The 21307-nt window shown below is 70.7% G+C and carries 18 protein-coding genes; 17 read left to right on the top strand and 1 reads right to left on the bottom strand.

Annotated features, from left to right (window positions below):
* The first annotated feature begins 209 nt into the window (after nt 1-209).
* The 7 genes from AC6I0Y_RS05575 to AC6I0Y_RS05545 all read left to right on the top strand — a co-directional run bounded on the left by AC6I0Y_RS05575 (nt 210) and on the right by AC6I0Y_RS05545 (nt 8868).
* Nucleotides 210-1193 (top strand): ABC transporter substrate-binding protein, encoded by a 984-nt coding sequence (locus tag AC6I0Y_RS05575; RefSeq protein ID WP_497730021.1) that lies wholly within the window; start codon nt 210-212, stop codon nt 1191-1193.
* Between the two features lie 19 nt (nt 1194-1212).
* Nucleotides 1213-2211, top strand: a complete 999-nt coding sequence (locus tag AC6I0Y_RS05570) for a FecCD family ABC transporter permease (RefSeq protein WP_497730019.1) — start codon at nt 1213-1215, stop codon at nt 2209-2211.
* Nucleotides 2204-3208 (top strand): FecCD family ABC transporter permease, encoded by a 1005-nt coding sequence (locus AC6I0Y_RS05565; RefSeq protein WP_160707438.1) that lies wholly within the window; start codon nt 2204-2206, stop codon nt 3206-3208. The genes AC6I0Y_RS05570 and AC6I0Y_RS05565 overlap by 8 nt, the downstream gene beginning before the upstream one ends.
* Before the next feature lie 14 nt (nt 3209-3222).
* Complete coding sequence (locus tag AC6I0Y_RS05560; RefSeq protein ID WP_497730017.1) at nt 3223-4188, top strand: ABC transporter ATP-binding protein; 966 nt, start codon at nt 3223-3225, stop codon at nt 4186-4188.
* A gap of 656 nt (nt 4189-4844) precedes the next feature.
* The gene (locus AC6I0Y_RS05555; RefSeq protein WP_497730016.1) at nt 4845-5999 is read left to right on the top strand and encodes a hypothetical protein; all 1155 of its coding nucleotides are present in this window, start codon (nt 4845-4847) and stop codon (nt 5997-5999) included.
* Nucleotides 5996-7900, top strand: coding sequence for a protein kinase domain-containing protein (locus AC6I0Y_RS05550; protein WP_497730015.1), 1905 nt, complete (start codon nt 5996-5998; stop codon nt 7898-7900). Before AC6I0Y_RS05555 ends, AC6I0Y_RS05550 begins: the two co-directional genes overlap by 4 nt.
* Nucleotides 7897-8868, top strand: a complete 972-nt coding sequence (locus tag AC6I0Y_RS05545; protein WP_497730013.1) for an FHA domain-containing protein — start codon at nt 7897-7899, stop codon at nt 8866-8868. Before AC6I0Y_RS05550 ends, AC6I0Y_RS05545 begins: the two co-directional genes overlap by 4 nt.
* Nucleotides 8869-8914: 46 nt before the next feature.
* On the opposite strand, the gene AC6I0Y_RS05540 is transcribed toward AC6I0Y_RS05545, so the two are convergent.
* Nucleotides 8915-9928, bottom strand: coding sequence for an Ltp family lipoprotein (locus AC6I0Y_RS05540; protein WP_160707430.1), 1014 nt, complete (start codon nt 9926-9928; stop codon nt 8915-8917).
* A gap of 591 nt (nt 9929-10519) precedes the next feature.
* Between AC6I0Y_RS05540 and carA the strand changes: the two genes are divergently transcribed.
* The 10 genes from carA (at nt 10520) to AC6I0Y_RS05490 (ending at nt 21267) form a co-directional block, all read left to right on the top strand.
* Entirely contained in the window at nt 10520-11881 is a 1362-nt protein-coding gene (gene carA, locus AC6I0Y_RS05535) for a glutamine-hydrolyzing carbamoyl-phosphate synthase small subunit (protein WP_497730011.1), read from the top strand.
* Entirely contained in the window at nt 11882-15115 is a 3234-nt protein-coding gene (carB, locus tag AC6I0Y_RS05530; protein ID WP_160707426.1) for a carbamoyl-phosphate synthase large subunit, read from the top strand.
* A 90-nt stretch (nt 15116-15205) separates the two neighbouring features.
* Nucleotides 15206-16003: a dihydroorotate dehydrogenase electron transfer subunit gene (locus AC6I0Y_RS05525; protein ID WP_497730009.1), complete on the top strand. Its 798-nt coding sequence runs from the start codon at nt 15206-15208 to the stop codon at nt 16001-16003.
* Complete coding sequence (locus AC6I0Y_RS05520; protein WP_497730008.1) at nt 16003-16935, top strand: dihydroorotate dehydrogenase; 933 nt, start codon at nt 16003-16005, stop codon at nt 16933-16935. Before AC6I0Y_RS05525 ends, AC6I0Y_RS05520 begins: the two co-directional genes overlap by 1 nt.
* Complete coding sequence (gene pyrF, locus AC6I0Y_RS05515) at nt 16929-17681, top strand: orotidine-5'-phosphate decarboxylase (RefSeq protein WP_160707422.1); 753 nt, start codon at nt 16929-16931, stop codon at nt 17679-17681. Before AC6I0Y_RS05520 ends, pyrF begins: the two co-directional genes overlap by 7 nt.
* Before the next feature lie 314 nt (nt 17682-17995).
* Nucleotides 17996-18304 (top strand): integration host factor, actinobacterial type, encoded by a 309-nt coding sequence (mihF, locus tag AC6I0Y_RS05510; protein WP_497730006.1) that lies wholly within the window; start codon nt 17996-17998, stop codon nt 18302-18304.
* 6 nt (nt 18305-18310) lie between these two features.
* Nucleotides 18311-18883, top strand: a complete 573-nt coding sequence (gene gmk, locus AC6I0Y_RS05505; RefSeq protein ID WP_160707418.1) for a guanylate kinase — start codon at nt 18311-18313, stop codon at nt 18881-18883.
* A gap of 7 nt (nt 18884-18890) precedes the next feature.
* Nucleotides 18891-19151, top strand: coding sequence for a DNA-directed RNA polymerase subunit omega (locus AC6I0Y_RS05500; protein WP_160707416.1), 261 nt, complete (start codon nt 18891-18893; stop codon nt 19149-19151).
* The gene (thiI, locus tag AC6I0Y_RS05495; RefSeq protein WP_497733622.1) at nt 19151-20371 is read left to right on the top strand and encodes a tRNA uracil 4-sulfurtransferase ThiI; all 1221 of its coding nucleotides are present in this window, start codon (nt 19151-19153) and stop codon (nt 20369-20371) included. Before AC6I0Y_RS05500 ends, thiI begins: the two co-directional genes overlap by 1 nt.
* A gap of 218 nt (nt 20372-20589) precedes the next feature.
* Nucleotides 20590-21267, top strand: coding sequence for a ComEA family DNA-binding protein (locus tag AC6I0Y_RS05490; RefSeq protein WP_497733620.1), 678 nt, complete (start codon nt 20590-20592; stop codon nt 21265-21267).
* Nucleotides 21268-21307 lie beyond the last annotated feature (40 nt).

Below are 21307 nucleotides of genomic sequence, written 5' to 3'. Positions count from 1 at the left end.
TAACAGGTTCCCGACGGCCGGGAAAGCACCCGTACAATAGCGCTCGTCCGATGGTTTTGGCTGATTCGTGAAGAAAAGTAAACTTCGGGTAATTTGTGACACCATAAGTTATATTTGGTAAACAATATAGGCGGCGCACCGTAGGTGGGCGAGGCAGGCGCAGAACCTGGCCGCCGGCCGCGTGCGATGCCCCGAGCGAAAGGAACACCATGAAGTCGATGACCCGTCGATCATTCGCGGCGCTGATGGCGACCGCGGCCCTCACCGTCCCCCTGGCCGGCTGCTCCTCGGGCGGGGGAGGGGCAGCCTCGTCGGCTGGCTCCAACGCCGGGGAATCCGGCAAGCAAGCGTCGGCCACCCGCACCGTCGACACCGACAAGGGCCCGGTGGAGATTCCCGCCGATCCCCAGGTCATCGTCTCCGACTACTACCTCGGCGAGCTTCTGGCCGTGGACGTGAAGCCGGTCATCGCCTCGCCCTACGCGCTCAACAACCCCTTCCTCGCGGGGCTGTGCGACGGCATCGAGCCGCTCAACACCGTGTCGGCCGAGACCTCCCTCGAGATGATCGCCGAGAAGCAGCCCGACCTCATCATCACCATCACCGAGGCTGACTACGACAAGTACGCCAAGATCGCGCCCACCGTCTACGTCGCCGACGGCACGCGCTCCGACGAGGACCTCTTCCGCTACCTCGCCTCGCTCGTGAACCGCGAGGAGGCTGCGGATGCCTACATCGCCGAGTTCAACGACAAGGTGGACGCGGTCAAGGATGAGATGGTCCGCATCGTGGGCGACCGCACCGTGTCCATCCTGGAGGTGTGGCCCCAGGAGATCTACGTCATGGGCAGCCACTTCGCGCGCGGCGGCTCGATCCTCTACGACAAGTGGGGGCTCAAGGCGCCCGCGGCCATCCAGGGCCCGATGGTGGAGGGCGATGAGGCCTACGAGGTCATCTCGGTGGAGGCTCTGCCGCAGTACGCCGGCGACTTCATCTGCTACGGCGTGCTCGACGGCGCCGACAGCGCCTACGTGGACGACTCGCAGCTGTGGCAGAACCTGCCCGCCGTGCAGGCCGGCCGCGTGATGCCCTATGAGCAGGTGGCCTTCATGCATCGCGACCCCATCACGCTGACCAACCAGCTGGAGATCTTCACCGACTTCTTCCGCGCCCACGGCGGCAGCGCGGCCTAGGCACCTGGAGCGCTCGTCCGTGCCGCGCCTGCGCACATCGCTGTTCCTCGTGGGGGGAGCCGTGGCGGTGGCCCTCGCCGCCGGGCTCTCCCTGTTCCTGGGAAGCACCCCCATCCCGCCCGACCAGGTGATCAGCGCGCTCGTGAATCCCGACCTGGCTGATCAGCAGCACGTGGCCGTGCTGGAGCTGCGCGGCCCGCGCACCCTAGGCTGCGTGCTGGTGGGGGCCGCCTTCGCGGTGGCCGGCGCCGTCATGCAGGGGGTCACCCGTAACCCCCTGGCCGACTCGGGGCTCCTCGGCATCAATGCCGGCGCGGCCTTCGCGCTCGCGCTCTGCCTGGCGCTCCTGCCGGGGATGAGCTTCTCGGGCGTGGCGCTCTGCTCCTTCGTCGGCGCTGCCCTGGCCCTTGCCGTGGTCTACGGAGCCGTGAGCTTCCGGCGCCGTGACGTGGATCCGGTGCGCCTGGTGCTGGCGGGCTGCGCCGTGGGCCTGTTCCTCACGGCGCTCGCCCAGGGCGTGGCCATCTTCTTCAACATCGGCTACAGCCTCACGTTCTGGACGGCAGGCGGCGTGGCCGGCATTCGCGCCGAGTCGCTCGCGCTCACCGCCCCCTTCATCCTGGCAGCCCTCGCCGCCGCCTGCGTGCTCTCGCGGCGCGTGGCGGTGCTCTCACTCGGCGAGGAGGCGGCCCTCGGGCTCGGCGTGCCGGTGGCTCGCTCGCGGACGCTGTGCCTGGCAGCGGTGCTGGTGCTGGCCGGCGCGGCCGTGGCGCTCGCCGGGCCGGTGGCCTTCGTGGGCCTCATGGTGCCCCATGTGGTGCGTCGCTTCGTGGGCGCCGACTACCGCGCCGTCATCCCCGCCTCCATCGTGGGCGGGGCCTTCTTCATGCTCGTGGCCGACGTGCTCGCCCGCACGCTCGCGGCACCGGGCGAGGTGCCCATCGGGCTCATCTTCGCCGCCATCGGCGTGCCGTTCTTCATCTGGTGCGCCCGCAGGGAGGAGGCCGGCCTTGGCTGATGCGCGCAGAAGGGTCCGCACGGCCCTCGTCCTCGCGGTGCTCGCCGTCTTGGCGGCCCTGGCGCTCTGGGCTGACGTGAACGCCGGCTACCGCAGCATCTCGCTTGAGGAGCTGGGCCAGGTCATAACGGGGACTGCCCCGCAGTCGCTCGCCTACACCCTCGTGGAGCTGCGGCTGCCGCGGGTGCTCACCTCGATGCTCGTGGGCATCGGCCTGGCCGTGGCGGGCTGCCTGCTCCAGGGCGTGTCGCGCAACGACATGGCCGATCCTGGCGTGCTCGGCATCAACGCCGGCGCCGGGCTGCTCGTGGCCGCCTTCATCGTGTTCGCGCCCGCCGGGATCCTGCCTGCGGGGGTGGCGCTGCCGGCCCTCGCCTTCGCCGGGTCGCTCATCACCGCGCTCCTCGGCTGGCGGCTGTCGGTGGTGCGCGGGGCGTCCTCGCCCAAGCGGCTGCTGCTCATCGGCGTGGCGCTCGCCACGGGGCTCTCGAGCGTCACGTCTTTGCTCATGCTGCGCATGGGCGACGGCGACTACGCCTTCGTCCAGAACTGGCTGGCCGGCAGCATCTGGGGCGCCACCTGGCCCAACGTGGCCATGCTGGCCGTGGGCCTGGGGGCGCTCGTCGCCATCGCGCTCTTCGCGGCGCGCACCCTGAACGTGCTGGCCCTCGGCGAGGCGGCAGCCACGGGCCTCGGCGTCAACGTGCGCCGCGCAAGCGCCGGCCTGCTCGCCGTGGCCGTAGGCTGCTCGGGGCTGTGCTGCGCGGTGGGCGGCGGCCTCACCTTCGTGGGGCTCGTCTGCCCGCACCTGGCCCGCCGCCTGGTGGGTCCCAACTTCCGCGTGCTCATTCCCGCCACCGTGCTCGTGGGGGCCGTGCTCATGCTGGCCGCCGACATCGTGTCGCGCACGCTGCTCATGCCCAACGAGATACCGGTGGGCATCGTGGCCGCCGTCATCGGCGCGCCCTACTTCTTGTACCTGCTGGCGAAGTCGTGAGGAAGGAGAAGGCCATGGACAAGCGCATCGCGCGGTCTGGCGCGTCCCCAGAGCGCGAGGGGGCGGCCGGGGGCCGCAGGCGCCCGGAGGCGAGCGCGCCTGAGCGCGCGGCGGGCCCCGCCCCGGCCGCGAGCGCCGAGGCAAAGCCCGCCCTCTGCGAGGGCTGCGACAGCTCCTGCGAGCGCTTCGCCGAGGCGGCCCTGCGCGGCGAGGACATCTCGGTGGGCTACGGCGAGCGCGTCATCATCGAGCCGATGGACGTGGCCGTGCCCGCTGGGCGCGTGACCGCCGTCATCGGCCCCAACGGCTGCGGCAAGTCCACGCTGCTCAAGGCGCTCGCGCGCACCATCCCCCTGCGCGGCGGGGCGGTCTACCTCAACGGGCAGGCCATCGCCGAGCTGCCCACCGTCGAGGTGGCGCGCCAGATGGCGCTCCTGCCCCAGTCGCCCCAGGCCCCCGGCGGCCTCACCGTGGGCGAGCTGGTGGCCTACGGGCGCTATCCGCACCAGCGCGGGCTCGGGCGGCTCACCCGCGACGACCGCGCCATCATCGACTGGGCCCTCGACCTCACGCACCTGGACGCGTTCGCCGACCGCTCCCTCGACGCGCTCTCCGGCGGCCAGCGCCAGCGCGCCTGGATCGCCATGGCGCTGGCCCAGGACACCGGGCTCATCCTGCTCGACGAGCCCACCACCTACCTGGACATGGCCCACCAGCTGGAGGTGCTCGAGCTCTTGCGCGCCCTCAACCGCGAGCAGGGCAAGACCATCGCGCTCGTCATCCACGAGCTCAACCTGGCCGCGCGCTTCGCCGACTGGATGATCGCGCTGCGCGACGGGACCGTGCGTGCCGCCGGCACCCCCGCCGAGGTGATGACCGCCCCCTTGCTGCGCGACGTGTTCGGTCTCGACGCGCTCATCGAGCCCGACCCCTGGACGGGCCGCCCCTCCCTCGTGAGCTACCGCCTGGCCGGGGAGTAGGGCGGGGGGGAGCCTCCCCCCGCCCGTCCACCTGCGTGCGGGCCGCCTGGACGCGGCTCTGAGGCCGCGGGCGGGACGCTTGCCCGGCGCCGCCGGAGGCGACTTCTTCGCCGGCTGTTCGTCGCCTTGCGCAGACCGTCGGCCCAAACTGGCCAAAAAAGACGACTTGACGACGAAGGTCGGCCCTCTGTGAGCGCCTGCCCGCGGTGCCTTACGCAAAACCCCAGGTCACGCTCAGCAGCCGCGGGCTCTTTCCGCGCCACGCGCCCGCCTTCGCCCTGAATTCGTCGTCAGGTCGTCTTTTTTGGCCAGTTTTGCACGCCGCCCTGACTTGTTGCGCAACAAACCGTCGGAATTTGCTGTCAAACTTTCTTCTTACGGCATCCGCCGGACGAAGGGGGAGCGCATCCGACGGCGAAGCCCCTAGCCGGCGAAGCCGTGGGCCCCGGGTACGCCGGGCACGGAGTCGGGGGCGACGACCCGCAGACTTCGCGACCTCGCCGACCCGCCAACGCCGCGATGCTGGCGAACGGCTCCGCGCCCACCGCGGCGGCGCGGCTTCGTGCTACACTCTCCCCATCGAGCGCGTCGGGTGCGCGGAGGAGAAGGGAAACCGCGGCGCTTCCGCGACGATCAGGGGAAGATGGGGTGATTTCGTGAGCAGGCTTTCTCGGTCGTGGCCGATTGCGGGCCGCGCCTTCGCACGCGCCTCCCTGACTCCCAAGCTGCTGGCGGTGCTTGCCTTCTCCTTCGTCGTTGCCGGCGCCGGCGTGCTGACCTATGCCCAGGCGCTTCCCGGCCTTGCAGCGCAGAGCCCGCTTCTGCAGATGATGGCCGGCCAGGGACGCTCGTCAGGCGGCTATGTCCCCTGGGGGCCGCTCGGGAGAACGGAGCGGACAGTCGACGGCGAGCTGGCCACGGCATCGGCCGACGGGAGCCTGGCCCAGACGGAGGGCGGCATGGCCCCCGCAGCCGCAGGCGGCTCAGACGCAGGGGCCGCCCTTCCCGGCACGAGCGCCTTGGCTGCAGGCGGTGCCCTGGGGCTTTCCCTTCCCACCGGCGGATCGGGAGGGCCGCTCGCCAGCCTCGGCGGGCTCGGCTCGGCCGCGAATGCGGCCTCCGGGGGCGCCTCTGCCGGCGGGGGTTCCTCGTCCGGAACGCCCTCCTCCGGAGGTGCGTCCTCGAGCGGTAGCGGCTCGGGCGGCGCCTCCGCCGACATGCCGACGACCACGACCCCGCCCGAAGGCTCCGCTGGGTCGACTCCCGATCCCGCGCCCGCGCCGGCGCCGAAACCTGAGCCAGAGCCCGTGCTCTCCCCCGAGCAGGGCGGCCCGGTTCCCGAGGCCATGGAGGCCCAGATCCACCAGGTGCTCGTCGAGGAGCTGGCGGGCCTGCAGGCCTGCTCCGACAAGGTCTGGTCGCGCATCAAGCAGTACGAGAGCCTCAGCCGGTCGATGGACTACGGCGCCCGCAAGGCCGCCGCCCAGGGCTGCGCGGAGGAGATCTACCCCATCCACGAGCGGCTCGTCCGGGTGTCGGACCGCATGCGCGCGGTCTGCAACAGCAGCGACGGCATGCAGGTCTGGTCGCAGTCCCGCTGGTACGGCGCCTACGTGAAGATGACCGAGGCCTACAGCCGGCTCGAGACCCTGATGTCCCAGCTGTCCCAGGCGTGGGAGGCCAACGTCCGCAACGAGGATCCCAACAACGACGTGCAGGCGTGGAGCGCGCACCTGCCCTACAGCTCCAGCACGGGCAATCCCGTCAGCTGGGACCAGTACCGCAAGACGGCCGCGGAGATACGCCTGTGAGCGACGCGACCCTGCTCATGGCGCAGCCGGCCAACGTCGGCGTGTCCCATCCCGCCGAGCCCGCGTCCGCGATGTCGCTCGTGCGCATCGAGGGCTTCGAGCCGGTCGAGTACCTGGCTGACGGCGCGCGGGAGGGCTACCTGCGCCGGTTCACCACCGTGTTCGTCGACGAGGCCTCCGAGCGCCGCGGCGGCGTCGGACGGGTTCTGCGGGCCGCCAACCCGCGGGGAGAGCGCCTGGCGCTCAAGTTCCTGGTGCTCCCCGAGGGCGCCGACGAGGCTGCCGAGGCAGCGCTCCGCGCGACGTTCGAGGAGGAGTTCCGCGCGCACCAGCGGCTGAGTGGCCTGCGCGGGTTCCCTCGGCTCTACGGCCGCGGCCTGGCGGATGGCGTGCCCGTGGTGGTCATGGAGTGGATCGAGGGGCTCACGCTCGAGCGCGCGGCCCGCCAGCTGGCCGTGGACGATGCCGGGCGCCTGAGCCCCCTCACCGCCGCCCGCATCGGGCGCGATCTGTTCGACCTGCTCGCCCGCATGGACCTGCTGAAGTGCGGCCTGGCTCACCGGGACATCTCGCCCGCCAACGTGATGGTGGAGACCGCGCGCCTCTCGCTATGCGACCAAGTGGAAGAGGGCGTCTTCGAGCTGCGTCTCATCGACTTCGGCTCCTCGGCGGTGCTCGACGAAGGCAGCACCGCCGTCACCGGGCGCCTCGGCGAGCACCGTGGCGCCACCGCCGACTACGCCCCGCCGGAGATGCTCACCGAGGACGTGGCCGCCGCCGAGGCGCTGCGTCACTCGCCGGCGGTGGACGTCTACGCGGCCGCGAGCGTGCTCTACCGGCTGCTGGAGGGCCACCCGCCCTACGACCTCAGCTTTGCCGGCCGCGCCGAGCGCGGGCACCGCTCCGCCTACCGCATCAAGACGGAGTTCGCCTTCGAGCCCTTGTGCGGCGCCCATGGGGCGGCGGCGGACATCGCCGGCATCCTCGGCCAGGAGCCGGAGGTGGCCGTGGCGGTGGGCCAGGCGTCGGCGGCCCTGGAGAGCGCGCCCTCAGGCAACGCGGTGCGCCTGGCGCTCACCTCGGTGGACTCCCAGTTGGAGCCGCTGCTGGAAGCAGCCCTCTCGCCTGACCAGGAGCGGCGGCCGTCAGCGGCCGCCCTGCGCGACGCCCTCGACCGCTTCTGCCGCAACTACGCGGGCAACATCGGCTGCGCTCTGCGTGGCGAGCCCCTCGCGCCCTGCGGCCCCGATGGCGAGGGAGGCTCGCCGAGACGGCGCGGCCTCGGCCGCAAGGTGGCCCGGGGTATGATCGGCGCTGTCTCCGCGGCCCTGGTGGCGTCTGTGGCGGCGTCCGCCGGACTGCTGACAGACGGCATGGCGGTGAGCCTGCCGGCCGGCGACCCCTGGTGGTCGGGGCCGCTGCCGGGAGCCGCGACCTCGGTAGTGCTCCTGGCGCCGTGCCTGGCGGGGCTGCTGACCCGCGGTCGGGCGCGCTGGTCGGGCGCCGGCCTCATCCGGGCCGTCGCCGGATCGCTTGCTGTCGGCGTTGCGGCGGCGGTTCTGGTGGCCCTCGGCAGCTGGCCGGCGCCGGAGGTGCGCGACTCCCTCTTCGGCGCGCTGCTCATGGCCGTCGTGGCGCCGATGCCGCTGTTCGCGGCTGACTATGCCCTGGCCCCGCCCTGCGCGCCGCGCCCGGCGGCGAAGAAGGCGGGGGAGGGGCCCGCCCGGCGCCCCGTGCTGCCCTGGGGCGCAGATCCCGCCGCCGCGGAGGCGCGCTCCCTGGTTGCCGCTGACGCATCGGCGCTGACCGCAGGCGCGCCAGCGGCCCACGCTGATGGCGCCCCGGCCGAGCCGGAGGCCGTCTACGAGTTCGATGATCCCGTTCCTGAGGAGATGCGATGAGTCCTGCTGCGAGCACCCCCGTCGCGGTGCTGTTCGACATCATGAAGCGCCACGGCGGCGTGAGCAATCGGGAGCTGGCCACCATGATCCTCTCCGGGAGGCCCCTCGCCGATGGGCACAGCCCCCAGAGCCGCGTGGAGGATCGCACGTGGCTCTCCCGCTTCGTGGTGCACGCGCCGGTCGCATCCCTAGGCGACCACCTGTTCTGCGACTACACGGCCGGGGCCCTGCGCCTGGCCGCACGGCTGAGCTCGGCCAGGCGCTCGTCGCGGGGGCGCTCTGATGTGATGGCCGTGGTCTTCGGCAAGGAGGGACGCGCCATGGATCGGGCCCTGGAGGCCGCCGGCCAGGACGCGACCGTCTACCGCAATCTGATGGAGCGCATCCGCCAGGAGGAGTCGCTCTCGGAGACCGAGCGGGCGGAGGCGGCGCTCGTGCTGATGATCACCGCCGCGTGCACAGCTGACGTGGGCCGCGCCGCCACGGAGACGCAGGGCTTCGCCTTCTCCATGTTCGGCAGCGGTCTGATGACGCCGCCGCCCGCCGCCGATGCGCTGGCTCCCCGCCAGGAGGCCTTCGACGCGGCGACCGCCCCCTGGCTCGGCCTGCTGCGCCTGGAGGGCAGCCTGGTGGTGGGAGAGCCCCACTGGGTTGCCCCGAGCGAGGAGGGCACGCAGATCGGCGCCCTGGCCCTCGGCGAGGGCGCGGTGAGCAAGGTGGGCCCCGACGTGTCGGGCCTGCACGCGCGCCTCTGGTGCGACAACGCGGGGCGCTGGTGGGTCGAGGGCCTCGGCTCGCGCAACGGCACGGTGCTCGTGAGCGGCCTCACCGGCGAGGAGATGACGGTGGAGCCGCCCGCCGCCGAGCGTCGGAAGTGGCAGGCCGCCCCCGTGGAGGTGGCCCCTGGCGACCAGCTGCGCCTCGGCGAGTCCACCACCTTCGTCCTCATCGAGGGCCTCCCAGGATAGCGCGAAAAACAGAGGGGCCGCGTCATCCCGACGCGGCCCCGCCTCCTTACAGCCCCACGGAATCTGCGCCGTGCTCAGCTTCCTCGCGGGTAAAGCCCTCGTACTCAAGCTGCTCGATGAGTCCCGATCGAGAGAACGACTTTATCTCCAGGTAGCTCTTAGCCTTACGGTCGGCCTGCTCCGGCCAGTTGACGACCACCCAGGTGGCGCCGAACTCGGCGTCTGCGTGAGAGAACCCCTCGTACTCAAGCTGCGCTATCAAGCCCTCCTTGGAGAAGGCGCTGACCTCCAAGTAGCGCTTCGCCCTGTCCGTGGCGCTCTTCTGGCTAGGCGTGGCCTTCGCCCTCGCTTCGTCGACGAGTTCCTGCTGTTGCTGACGTACGGCGCTCTGCAGCTCGCTCTTGGCTTGTGCCCCAAGACTCCGGGCCGCATCCTCGCCGCAGACAAGGGCCGTGGCGGCATGGACGAGGTCATAGCTTGGCGTGTCCACGTACTCGCATGAGCTCAGCATGGTATCCAGCCTCTCGGGGTTGTCCTCGGAGCACACTGCCTGGGCGACGATGAAAAAGCTGCCGTTCACGCCAATGGATCGAATGGCGTAATGATCCCCCTCGTACTCAAAGGGGTCGACAGCGAAGATGGGCATGGCAAACGAGTCGTCGTGGTGGGCGCAGTAACTCTCCACCTCCTCCCCGAGAAGGGACTTGGGGAACGCCTCAGCAGCCGACTTGAGGCTGTGCACTATCTGCTCGCCCCGCATCGTGCCCGCCTCCTTTGGAAGCTCCACTTTCATGAGGATCAGGTAGTCGTTCTTTTCCTCGTCAATGTAGAGTACTGATTCCTTGGAATCGGAAGGCGCCGCTCCCTCGTGATAGCTCTCAGGGATGGAGAACCGTACTCCCTCGAACTCAACCGTCTGCGTCGGCTCCGCCTGGGAGACCCCCGTCTCAGCGAGAGACGCCCCCTGACCCTCGCCGTCCGTCGTCGCGCAGCCTGTCATGGCAAGGCCAGCGACGAGAGCGAAGGCCGTCATCGTCGCCATTGTCTTCTGATACCCCATGGTTTCCTCCTTTTCCCTCAGCCAGCCTCCAAGCCGGCTGGGGCCATGCTAGGGGAGAAGCGCCGGCTTTCGTTGCGCAACAAGGCGTCCCAAAGTGAGCAGAATCGACGGTTTTGCGACATGAGGAGGCTGCGCGATAGCCTGATCTTCCGCGTTTGATACCGATATTCGATCGTTCGTGTCGTTGTCGACGCCAAAGGCCTTCGAAGAGGGACTGAAACGTCGCAAAACCGTCGATTCTGCTCACTTCGCCGCTCTCCTCTGGGCGCAGCCCCGCGCAGCCCCTCCACGGCCCGTCCTGCGGGTGCCGCGCGGGGCCGCTCGCGGGGCCGGCCGTGGAATTCCCCGCTTCCCGCGCCCATTCGCACCCAGGCGGCGTATACTGTCTTCCAGCCTTTAAGGCGGTACAGAGAGACCGACAAGGTGCGCGACACACAACCTAACCCCACCACCAGTGCGCCCTCGTCCGTGACGGGGGCGTTTTCACGCCTCGGGCCGGGGAACCCGGGCGCGAGGGAGCCCTGCGCGCAACGCGAAGCGCGCGGCGGGGCGGGGGAGGAGCCGGTCGCCCAGAAGAGAAGGGAAAGAGGCTTGAGCGAGATATCCGATAAGCTGCTGGCGTCCACGACGAAGCCCGCGCGCGGCCGCGCCGTGCTGGCGCTCGAGGACGGGGCCGTGTTCGAGGGCACCGCAGCGGGCGCTGAGGGCGAGGTCTTCGGCGAGATCTGCTTCAACACGTCGCTCGAGGGCTACCTGGAGGTGATCACCGACCCCTCCTACGCCGGCCAGATCATCACCATGACCTACCCGCAGATCGGCAACTACGGCGTGAACCTGGACGACTGCCAGTCCGAGCACCCCGCCCTGCGCGGCCTCATCGTGCGCGACCTGTGCGCCACGCCGTCCAACTGGCGCTCTGAGATGAGCCTGCCGGCCTTCCTCGAGCAGCACGGCATCGTGGCCGCCGAGGGCATCGACACGCGCGCCCTCGTGCGCCACATCCGCGACCATGGCGCCCAGCGGGCGGTGCTCTCCACCGCCGACGCCGACCCGGCGAGCCTCGTGGCCAAGGCCCGCGCAAGCCAGTCCATCGTCGGCGTGAACCTGGCCGCCACCGTCTCGCGTGCCGAGCCGGCCTCCTTCACCGTCGCTGACCTGCCCGCCAGTCAGCGCTTCGCCCTGGCCGACGCCGCCGCGCCCCGCTATAAGGTGGTGGCCTACGACTGCGGCGCCAAGCGCTCCATCCTCGAGAACCTCGTGCGCGTGGGCTGCAACGTCACCGCGGTGCCCTGGGACACCCCGGCCGAAGACGTGCTGGCCATGAGCCCCGACGGCGTGTTCCTCTCCAACGGCCCGGGCGACCCGGAGGCCGTGGAGGGCACCTATCGCCAGGTGGAGCAGCTGCTCGGGCGCGTGCCCGTCTTCGGCATCTGCCTGGGCCACCAGATGATCTCCAAGGCCTGCGGCGCCGCCATCGAGAAGCTCAAGTTCGGGCATCGCGGCGGCAACCAGCCGGTTATGAACCTGCGCACCGGCCGCGTGGAGATCACCGCGCAGAACCACGGCTTCGGCCTCGTGTTCCCCTCGCTCGGCGAGCTTGTGCCCGAGCTCTCGGCCGGCTTCAGAGGCCATGAGGACGACCTGCGCTTCTGGGCCCGGGCCGCGTGCGCGCCCGTCGTCGCCAACGAGCGCTTCGGCCGCATCCAGCTCACCCACGTCAACCTCAACGACGGCACCGCCGAGGGCATCGCGTGTCTGGACATCCCCGCCTTCAGCGTGCAGTACCACCCCGAGGCGTCCCCCGGGCCCACCGACGCCCACTACCTGTTCACCGCGTTCACGCGCCTCATGGACGGCCGGGACGACTACCTGGACATCGACATCGCGAAGGACCGCCTGGCCGGCTGGCGCTTCGCCGAGGACGGCGCCGCCGCGGAAGGGAGCGTGGCCTAAATGCCCAAGCGTGAAGACATCAAGTCCATCCTGGTCATCGGGTCGGGCCCCATCGTCATCGGCCAGGCCTGCGAGTTCGACTACTCGGGCGCCCAGGCCTGCAAGGTGCTCAAGGAGGACGGCTACCGCGTCATCCTCGTCAACTCCAACCCGGCCACCATCATGACCGACCCGGGCCTGGCCGACGCCACCTACGTCGAGCCCATCACCGCCGAGTTCGTGGAGAAGGTGATCAAGCGGGAGCGCCCCGACGCGCTGCTGCCCACCCTCGGCGGCCAGACCGGCCTCAACACCGCCGTCGACCTGGCCAAGTCCGGCGTGCTCGACCGCTACGGCGTGGAGATGATCGGCTGCGATTTGGCCGCCATCGAGCGCGGCGAGGACCGCAAGCTCTTCAACGAGTGCATGGCCGAGCTCGGCGTGGAGACGGCGCGCTCGGGCTACGCCTACTCGGTGGCCGACGCCGAGGCCATCGTGGCCGACCTCGGGTTCCCCGTGGTGCTGCGACCCTCCTTCACTCTGGGCGGCGCCGGCGGCGGCATCGCCCACGACCTTGACGAGCTGCGGCTCATCGTGTCCCAGGGCCTCGAGCTCTCCCCAGCCGGCGAGGTGCTGGTGGAGGAGTCCATCGAGGGCTGGAAGGAGTTCGAGATGGAGGTGATGCGCGACGCCGCGGGCAACGGCATCATCATCTGCTCCATCGAGAACTTCGACCCCATGGGCGTGCACACCGGCGACTCCATCACCGTGGCCCCGGCCCAGACCCTCTCGGACGTGGAGTACCAGCGCATGCGCGTGGCATCGCTCGCCATCCTGGAGAAGATCGGCGTGGAGACGGGCGGCTCCAACGTGCAGTTTGCCGTCAACCCCGCCAACGGCCGCATGGTCATCATCGAGATGAACCCGCGCGTGTCGCGCTCCTCGGCCCTCGCGTCCAAGGCCACCGGGTTCCCCATCGCCAAGGCCGCGGCCAAGCTGGCCGTGGGCTACACCCTCGACGAGATCACCAACGACATCACCAAGGCCACCCCGGCCTGCTTCGAGCCTTCCATCGACTACTGCGTGGTGAAGGTGCCGCGCTTCGCGTTCGAGAAGTTCCAGGGCACCGACGACACGCTGTCCACCCGCATGAAGGCCGTCGGCGAGATCATGGCCATCGGGCGCACCTTCGAGGAGGCGCTCGGCAAGGCCATGCGCTCGCTCGAGAACGGCCGCGCCGGCCTGGGCGGCGACGGCCGCGGTATCGAGGGGGAGGCCACCGACGCGGACCTGGACGACCTCGTGGCACGTCCCACCGCTGAGCGCATCCTCTTCGTGGCCGAGGCCCTGCGGCGCGGCCGCTCGGTGGCCGACGTGCAGGCCGCCACGGGCATCGACCCGTTCTTCCTGCACCGCATGGCCGACATGGTGGCCGTCGAGCGCGCGCTTGCCGGCATGCGCCTGGACGAGCTCGACCGCGACGCGTTCCTCGTGGCCAAGCGCTACGGCCTCTCCGACGCGCAGATCGCGCATCTCACCGGCTCTGACGAGCTCACCGTGCGCACCTGCCGCAAGATGTGCGGCGTGCGCCCGGCCTTCAAGACCGTCGACACCTGCGCGGCCGAGTTCCCCTCCTCCACGGCCTACCACTACAAGACCTACGACGCCGTGGAGTCAGAAGTGGCGCCGAAGGAGCGCCGCCGCGCCATGATCCTGGGCGCCGGCCCCAACCGCATCGGCCAGGGCATCGAGTTCGACTACTGCTGCGTCCACGCGAGCTACGCCCTGGCGGCAGCAGGCTATGAGACCATCATGGTCAACTGCAACCCCGAGACCGTCTCCACCGACTACGACACCTCCGACAAGCTCTACTTCGAGCCGCTCACCTTCGAGGACGTCATGGACATCGTGGACGTCGAGCAGCCCGACGGCGTGGTGGTCACCCTCGGCGGCCAGACGCCGCTCAAGCTGGCCCGGGCCCTCGAGGCGGCAGGCGTGACCATCCTGGGCACGAGTCCGGAGGCCATCGACCTGGCCGAGGACCGCGACCGCTTCTCGGCCATCCTCGACGAGATGGGCATCACCTACCCGGCCGCCGGCATGGCCTCCACCTTCGAGGAGGCCTGCGCCGTGGCCGACCAGATAGGCTTCCCGCTGCTCGTGCGCCCGAGCTACGTGCTCGGCGGCCGGGGCATGGCCATCGTCTACGACGGCGCCCAGCTGGAGAAGTACATGGGCGAGGCGGCCCGCATCTCGCCCGACCATCCCGTCTACCTCGACCGCTTCCTGGAAGGTGCCGTGGAGGTCGATCTTGACGCGCTCTGCGACGGCGAGGAGGTCTACGTCGGCGGCATCCTCGAGCACATCGAGATGGCGGGCATCCACTCGGGCGACTCGGCCTGCTGCACGCCGCCCTTCTCGCTGTCCGAGGCCGTCCAGGCCCGCCTGCGCTCCATCGCGCGGCGCCTGGCCCTGCGCCTGGGCGTGGTGGGGCTCATCAACATCCAGTTCGCCATCAAGGACACGGTCATCTACGTCATCGAGGCCAACCCGCGCGCGAGCCGCACGGTGCCCTTCGTCTCCAAGGCCACCGGCGTGCCGCTTGCCAAGCTGGCGGCCCGCGTCATGGCGGGGGAGAAGCTGGCCGAGCTGGGCCTGCCCGACGACGAGCGGCGCCTCGACTACTTCAGCGTGAAGGAGGCGGTCATGCCCTTCGGCCGCTTCCCCGGCGCCGACGTGGTGCTGGGACCCGAGATGAAGTCCACCGGCGAGGTGATGGGCATCGCCCGTAACTTCCCGGCGGCCTACACCAAGACCCAGCTGGCCATCAGCTACGCGCTGCCCTCCGGCGGCACGGCGTTCCTCTCGGTGAACGACCGCGACAAGCGCGAGCTCGTGCCCATCGCCCGCGACATCGCGCGTCTGGGCTTCAGCATCGCCGCCACCGAGGGCACCGCCCGCGCCCTGCGCGCCGTGGGCGTGGAGTGCGAGGAGATCGGCAAGATCCACGAGGGGTCGTCCTCCATCATGGATCGCATCGCCGCCGGCGAGATCTCCTTCATGATCAACACCCCCTTCGGCACCGCCACCCGCGGCGACGGCTACGAGCTGCGCATGGCCGCTGTGCGCCACGGCGTCACCTACGTGACCACGCTGGCCGGCGCCCAGGCCATGGTGGCCGGCATGGAGGTGGTGCGCGACGCCGGGCTCAAGGTGATAGCCTTGCAGGACCTGCCCCAGCACGTCGCCGAGTAGCCTGCGCGCAGACTACGGCAGGCGGGGGAGGCGAGTGCTTACCCTAGACGCAAGACCGATGAACGCCCCACGGGGCGGGAAAGGACGGACGTGACCACCCTTTGCAACGAGAAGGCGCCCATCCTCGTCAATGAGGAGATCGGGTGCAACATCTGGCTCATGACCGTGGAGGCCCCTGCCATCGCGGGCGGCGCGCGGCCGGGGCAGTTCGTCCACGTCCGCGTCCCCGGCATGGACGATCACATCCTGCGTCGCCCCCTTGGCATCTACGCCGCCGACGCAGAGGCGGGCACCGTGGACATGATGTACCAGGTGCTCGGCTTCGGCACCGAGCGCATGACGGCGCTTCCCCTCGGCGGATCCGTGGAACTGATCGGCCCCATCGGCCGCGGCTGGCAGCCCCCCGCGGGCTGCTCCCGCGCGCTGCTCGTGGCCGGCGGCGTGGGAAGCGCGCCTTTGCATCCGCTCGCCTGCGAGCTGGCAGCCGCCGGCGTGGAGGTGACCGCCGTGCTCGGCGCCGGCACCGCCGACGCCCTCGTGGCCCGCGAGCGCTTCTGCGCCGCCCTCGGCTGCGAGCCGGCCTGCTCCACCGACGACGGCACCTACGGGCGCGCCGGCTTCTGCACGCCGCTCGTGGAGGAGGCCCTGGCCGCGGCCGCCGCAGAGGGGCGCCCCTTCGACTACGTGGCCTGCTGCGGTCCCGAGCCGCTCATGCGCCTGGTGGCCGCCATGGCCGCCGAGGCCGGCGTGTTCTGCGAGGTGTCCCTTGAGCGCCGCATGGCCTGCGGCGTGGGCGCGTGTCTGTCATGCGTGGTGGACACCGTGGACGGCAAGCGCCGGGCCTGCGTGGACGGGCCCGTGTTCCCTGCGACGGAGGTGGTGTGGTAATGCAGCGATCCCCTCGCGAGACCAAGGTGGGCCTCGCCGTCGACCTGGGCGGCCTGGCCATGAGAAACCCCGTCACCACCGCCTCGGGCACCTTCGGGGCCGGGCGGGAGTACCACGACTTCGTGGACGTGGCGACCCTCGGCGCCGTCACCACCAAGGGTGTGTCGCTCCACGGCTGGAAGGGCAACGCGAGCCCCCGCATCGCCGAGGTGCCCTCGGGCATGCTCAACTCCATCGGGCTTCAGAACCCCGGCGTGGCGCACCTGAAGGAGCACGAGCTTCCCTGGCTCGCCGAGGTGGGCGCCACGGCCATCGTCAACGTGTCCGGCCACAGCTTCGACGAGTACGTGGCCGTCATCGAGGCCCTCGAGGAGGCCCCCGTGGCCGCCTACGAGGTGAACATCTCGTGCCCCAACGTGGATGCCGGCGGCATGACCATGGGCTGCCACGTCCCCTCGGTGGAAAAGGTGGTGGGACTGTGCCGCGCCGCCACGAAGCGCCCGCTCATCGTCAAGCTCACGCCCAACGTCACCGACATCGCCGAGATAGCCCGCGCCGCGGAGGCGGCCGGCGCCGATGCGGTGTCGCTCATCAACACGCTGCTCGGCATGGCCGTGGACGCGCGGCGCCGGCGCCCCCAGCTCGCCCGCGTGGTGGGCGGCTTCTCGGGCCCGGCCGTCAAGCCCGTGGCCCTGCGCATGGTCTGGCAGGTGGCCCAGGCCGTGGAGGTGCCCGTGCTCGGCATGGGCGGCATCACATCAGGCACCGACGCCGTGGAGTTCCTGCTCGCCGGCGCCACCGCCGTGGCCGTGGGCACCGCCAACTTCGCCAACCCCTGCGCCACCGTGGACGTGATCGACGGCATCATCGACTACTGCGAGGAGCAGGGAGTGTCCGACGTCAACGAACTGATAGGAGCCCTCGAATGCTAGAGAGAAACCTCGTCGCCGACTTTCACGCGCTGCCGGCGCGCGACCGCGTCATCGTCGCGCTCGACTGCAACACCGGCTGGGAGGCCATCGTCATGGCCGACGCGCTCGTGGGCAAGGCCTCGTGGGTGAAGGTGGGCATGACCCTCTACTACGCCGAGGGCCCGGCCATCATCCAGATGTTCAAGCGCCGCGGCTTCAAGGTGTTCCTCGACCTCAAGTTCCACGACATCCCGCATCAGATCGAGGGCGCGGCCCGCTCGGCCACGGCCGCGGGCGCCGACATGATCACCATGCACACGGTGGGCGGCCGCGCCATGATGGAGGCGGCCCAGCGCGGCGCCGAGCTGGGAGCCGCCGACGCCGGCCGCTCCGTGCCGGCCACCCTCGGCATCACGGTGCTCACGTCTATGAACGCCGAGGCCCTGGCCGAGACCGGCGTCACGCGCCCCCTGACCGACCAGGTGGCGGCGCTCGCCGAGCTGGCGCGCCTCTCGGGCATCTCCGGCGTGGTGGCCTCGCCCCTCGAGGCGGCCATGCTCCGCGAGATCCTGGGCCCCGACGCCTTCATCGTCACGCCGGGCGTGCGCCCCGCCGGCGCCGAGCTGGGCGACCAGAGCCGCGTCATGACGCCGGCCGAGGCCTTCCGTGCCGGCTCCTCCCACATCGTGGTGGGCCGCCCCATCACCCAGGCGCCTGACCCCGTGGCGGCCTTCGACGCCATCGCCGCCGAGCTCGAGGGCCTGTAGGCCACGACGCGAGCCCGTCCGCCCCGGCAGGGGGGGGGGACGGGCCTTCCCCTGACGCACCCCTCGCTCGCTTTGCGGCAAAAGCCCAGCATATGCGGGTATTTTGTAGTGGATTTGCGGAATTCGGCCCGTTGAGGGGCCTTTTTCGCGGCCGGCTGCCCATAATGGCCCCATGGAAAGCGGCCGCGTCGCCGAAAGCCCCGCCCGATCAGGGGGTTTCGGCGCATTCTGCGGAATCGGACCTTCGGGGCCGACGCGGCGCCCCCGACCATGGCAGTATCACGAGACCATCCGGAGAGAAGGAGACATACCCCATGGCTATTCCCCAGCTGAGCCCCGAGGCCCGCGCCGAGGCCCTCGAGAAGGCAAAGGCCGCCCGCATCCGCCGCGCCGAGGTGCGCGATGACCTGAAGTCCGGAAAGCTCACCATCGAGCAGGTGCTCAACATGAAGGAGGATCCGGTCGTGGGCCGCATGAAGGTGGCCACCCTCATCGAGACCATGCCCGGCTACGGCAAGGCCAAGGCCGAGAAGGTCATGCGCGAGCTGCAGATCGCCGAGAGCCGCCGCCTGCGTGGCCTGGGAGACCGCCAGCGCACCGCGCTGCTGGAGCGGCTGGGCTAAGGTCGCATGAGGCACGGAAACCTCTTCGTCATCTCGGGCCCCTCGGGCGCCGGCAAGGGCACGCTCGTGGCCCGTCTCCTCCAGGAGGTGCCGGACGCGTGGGTGTCCGTCTCGGCCACCACGCGCTCCCCGCGTGAGGGCGAGCGCGACGGCGTCCAGTACTTCTTCAAGACCGAGGAGGAGTTCATGGACGAGGTCGCCCACGACGGGCTGCTCGAGTGGGCGCGCTATGCCGGCAACTGCTATGGCACGCCGCGTGCCTCGGTGGAGGAGCACATGGCCGCAGGCGACCAGGTCATCCTGGAGATCGACGTCCAGGGCGCCTTCCAGGTGCGTGAGAAGATGCCCGCGGCGCGTCTCGTCTTCATCGAGCCGCCCTCGCTCGAGGTGCTCGAGGCGCGCCTGCGCGGACGCGGCACCGAGGCCGATGACGTCATCGCCGAGCGCATGGCCGCCGCCGAGGTGGAGCTTTCCCAGAAAATGAGCTATGATATACGGCTGGTAAACGACGACCTGGACGAGGCAGTCCACGCCCTGGTCGCCTACGTAGACGAACAAGCCGAGAAACCGCGAGGATAACCAACCTATGAGCATCATCGAACCTAAGATCGACGTCCTGCTGGGCGAGACCGACAACGACCGCTTCCTGCTGTGCGCCCTGGCGTCCAAGCGCGCCCACGACATCAACGACATGATGCGCGGCCAGCGCGATCGCGCCATCCAGCTGCAGACCGCCGTCGAGATCGCCCGCGCCGCCGACAAGAAGCCGCTCTCCCTGGCGTTCTCCGAGGTCGCCCGCGGCGAGGTCTCCTTCAACCCGGAGTCCATCGACGTCAAGAACCACTAATGGCGGAGTTTCAGCGCATCATCCTGGTCCACTACCACGAGATCGGGCTGAAGGGCCACAACCGCAGCGTATTCGAGAAGCGCCTCCTGAGAAACCTGGAGGCGCTTCTTTCCGCCTACCCCCTGGTCACCATCCACCGCATCGCCGGGCGCCTGTGCGTGTTCCTCCGCGAGGGCACGGATTGCGGCACCGCCGTCGCCTGCGCGGACGCCATCGTCGGCGTGCCGGGCGTGGCGCGCGTCTCGTGCGGCTTCAAGTGCGAGCGTGACCTGGGCCAGATGGGCGAGGCGGCGCTGCTCGCGCTCGCCGAGGCGGGGGAGTTCGCGAGCTTCAAGGTGCACGCCCGCCGCAACCACACCGACTTTCCCATCGACTCCATGCAGATGAACCGCGACGTGGGGGCCCTGCTGTGCGCCGCGCACCCCGACAAGCGCGTCATCATGAAGAACCCCGACGTCACCGTGGGGGTAGAGGTGGTGCAGAGCGCCGCCTACGTCTACGCGCGGTCGGTGCGCGGCATCGGCGGCCTGCCCGTCGGGTCGTCCGGGCGCGTGGCGTGCCTGCTGTCCTCGGGCATCGACTCGCCGGTGGCGCTGTGGCGCATGGCCCGGCGCGGCGCCGTGCCCGTGGGCGTGCACTTCTCGGGCCGCCCGCAGACCTCTGACGCCTCGGAGTACCTGGTGGACGACATCGCGCACGTGCTCGAGAAGACGGGCTGCATCGGCCGCGTCTACGTGGTGCCCTTCGGCGACTGCCAGCGCGAGATATCGCTCACGGCGCCCCCCTCGCTGCGCATCATCCTCTATCGCCGCCTCATGTTCCGCGTTGCCGAGCGCCTCGCCCAGAGGGAAGGCGCCGGCGCGCTCGTGACCGGCGAGAGCCTCGGCCAGGTGGCTTCGCAGACCCTCGAGAACATCCGCGCCACCGACGCCTCGGTCACCCTGCCGGTGTTCCGCCCGCTCATCGGCAACGACAAGCTCGAGATCATCGATCAGGCCCAGCAGCTGGGAACCTTCGAGATATCGTCCATGGACGCGCCGGACTGCTGCACGCTGTTCATGCCGCGCTCGCCGGAGACCCATGCCCGCCTTGAGGATGTGGAGGCCGCCGAGGCCGACCTGCCCATCGAGCGCTGGGTGGAGGAGCTGGCCGCAGCCGCTGAGCCCCACGACTACGCCTGCCCTGCCTACAGGCCGCGAAAGCCGCGCGCAGGGGAGTAGGGGCGAGACAACCGGTAGCAGGGGACGCCTTCGGGCGTCCTTTTTTTGCGCCAGGAGCCTCCGTTGGGCCGCGGGGGCGCCGACCCTCGAAGCCCTCTGCGGCGCGGGGCGGGTAAGCGCGGTCGCTCCGCGCACCTCGCCCCGCCGCCCGCGAGACGACCATGCGTCGGCGGGGGCGGGTAGCCTCGGACGGACGTACCCGGGGAAAGGCAGGCGCCATGGCGTTTCAGGACAGTGCAGACTCGCTCCGCTCACGACTTCACCTCACCGCGCTGCGACCGGCCGCGCTCGGCGTGCTGCTGACAGCTGCGGCCGTGCTCGTCGGGGCCATCGTCGTCTTCGCGGGCGCGCTCGCCCCGCCTGCCTTCGAGGTGCGTCCCGCGAGCGAGGCTCCTGCGGCAGGCACGCCGGAGGGCGGCGCGGGCTCCTCTGCCCCCACGCCGGAGGAGCCCGCGCGCATCTACGTCCACGTCGGCGGCGCCGTGGCAGCGCCTGGGGTCTACGCGGTGCCGGAGGGCTCGCGGGTCGATGACGCCGTGGCCGCCGCCGGGGGCCTGGCCGCAGATGCCGCCCCCGACGGGGTGAACCGCGCCCGCGTGGTCGTCGACGGCGAGCAGGTGGTCATCCCCACCCTCCAGGATCAGGAGGCTGCCGCGCCTTCGGCGAGCGTCCCTGCCGCAGGCGCCCCGGCGCCTTCTGCCAAAGCGCGCGTGAACCTCAACGCCGCCACAGCTGCCGAGCTCGTCACGCTCAACGGCATCGGCGAGGCCACGGCGGCCAAGATCGTCGCCGATCGTGAGGCCAACGGCCCTTTCGCCACCGTAGATGACCTCATGCGCGTCCCGGGCATCGGCGAGAAGAAGCTCGCAGCCCTGCGCGACGCCGTGTGCGTATGAGGCCGCCGCATCCCCTCGCCAGCCGCCTGCGCAGCCGCGC

This window comes from Adlercreutzia sp. St.1H8 (genome assembly GCF_059728655.1).
The sequence above is the reverse complement of the archived record's forward strand: the minus strand, read 5'-3'. Positions and strand labels throughout refer to the sequence as shown.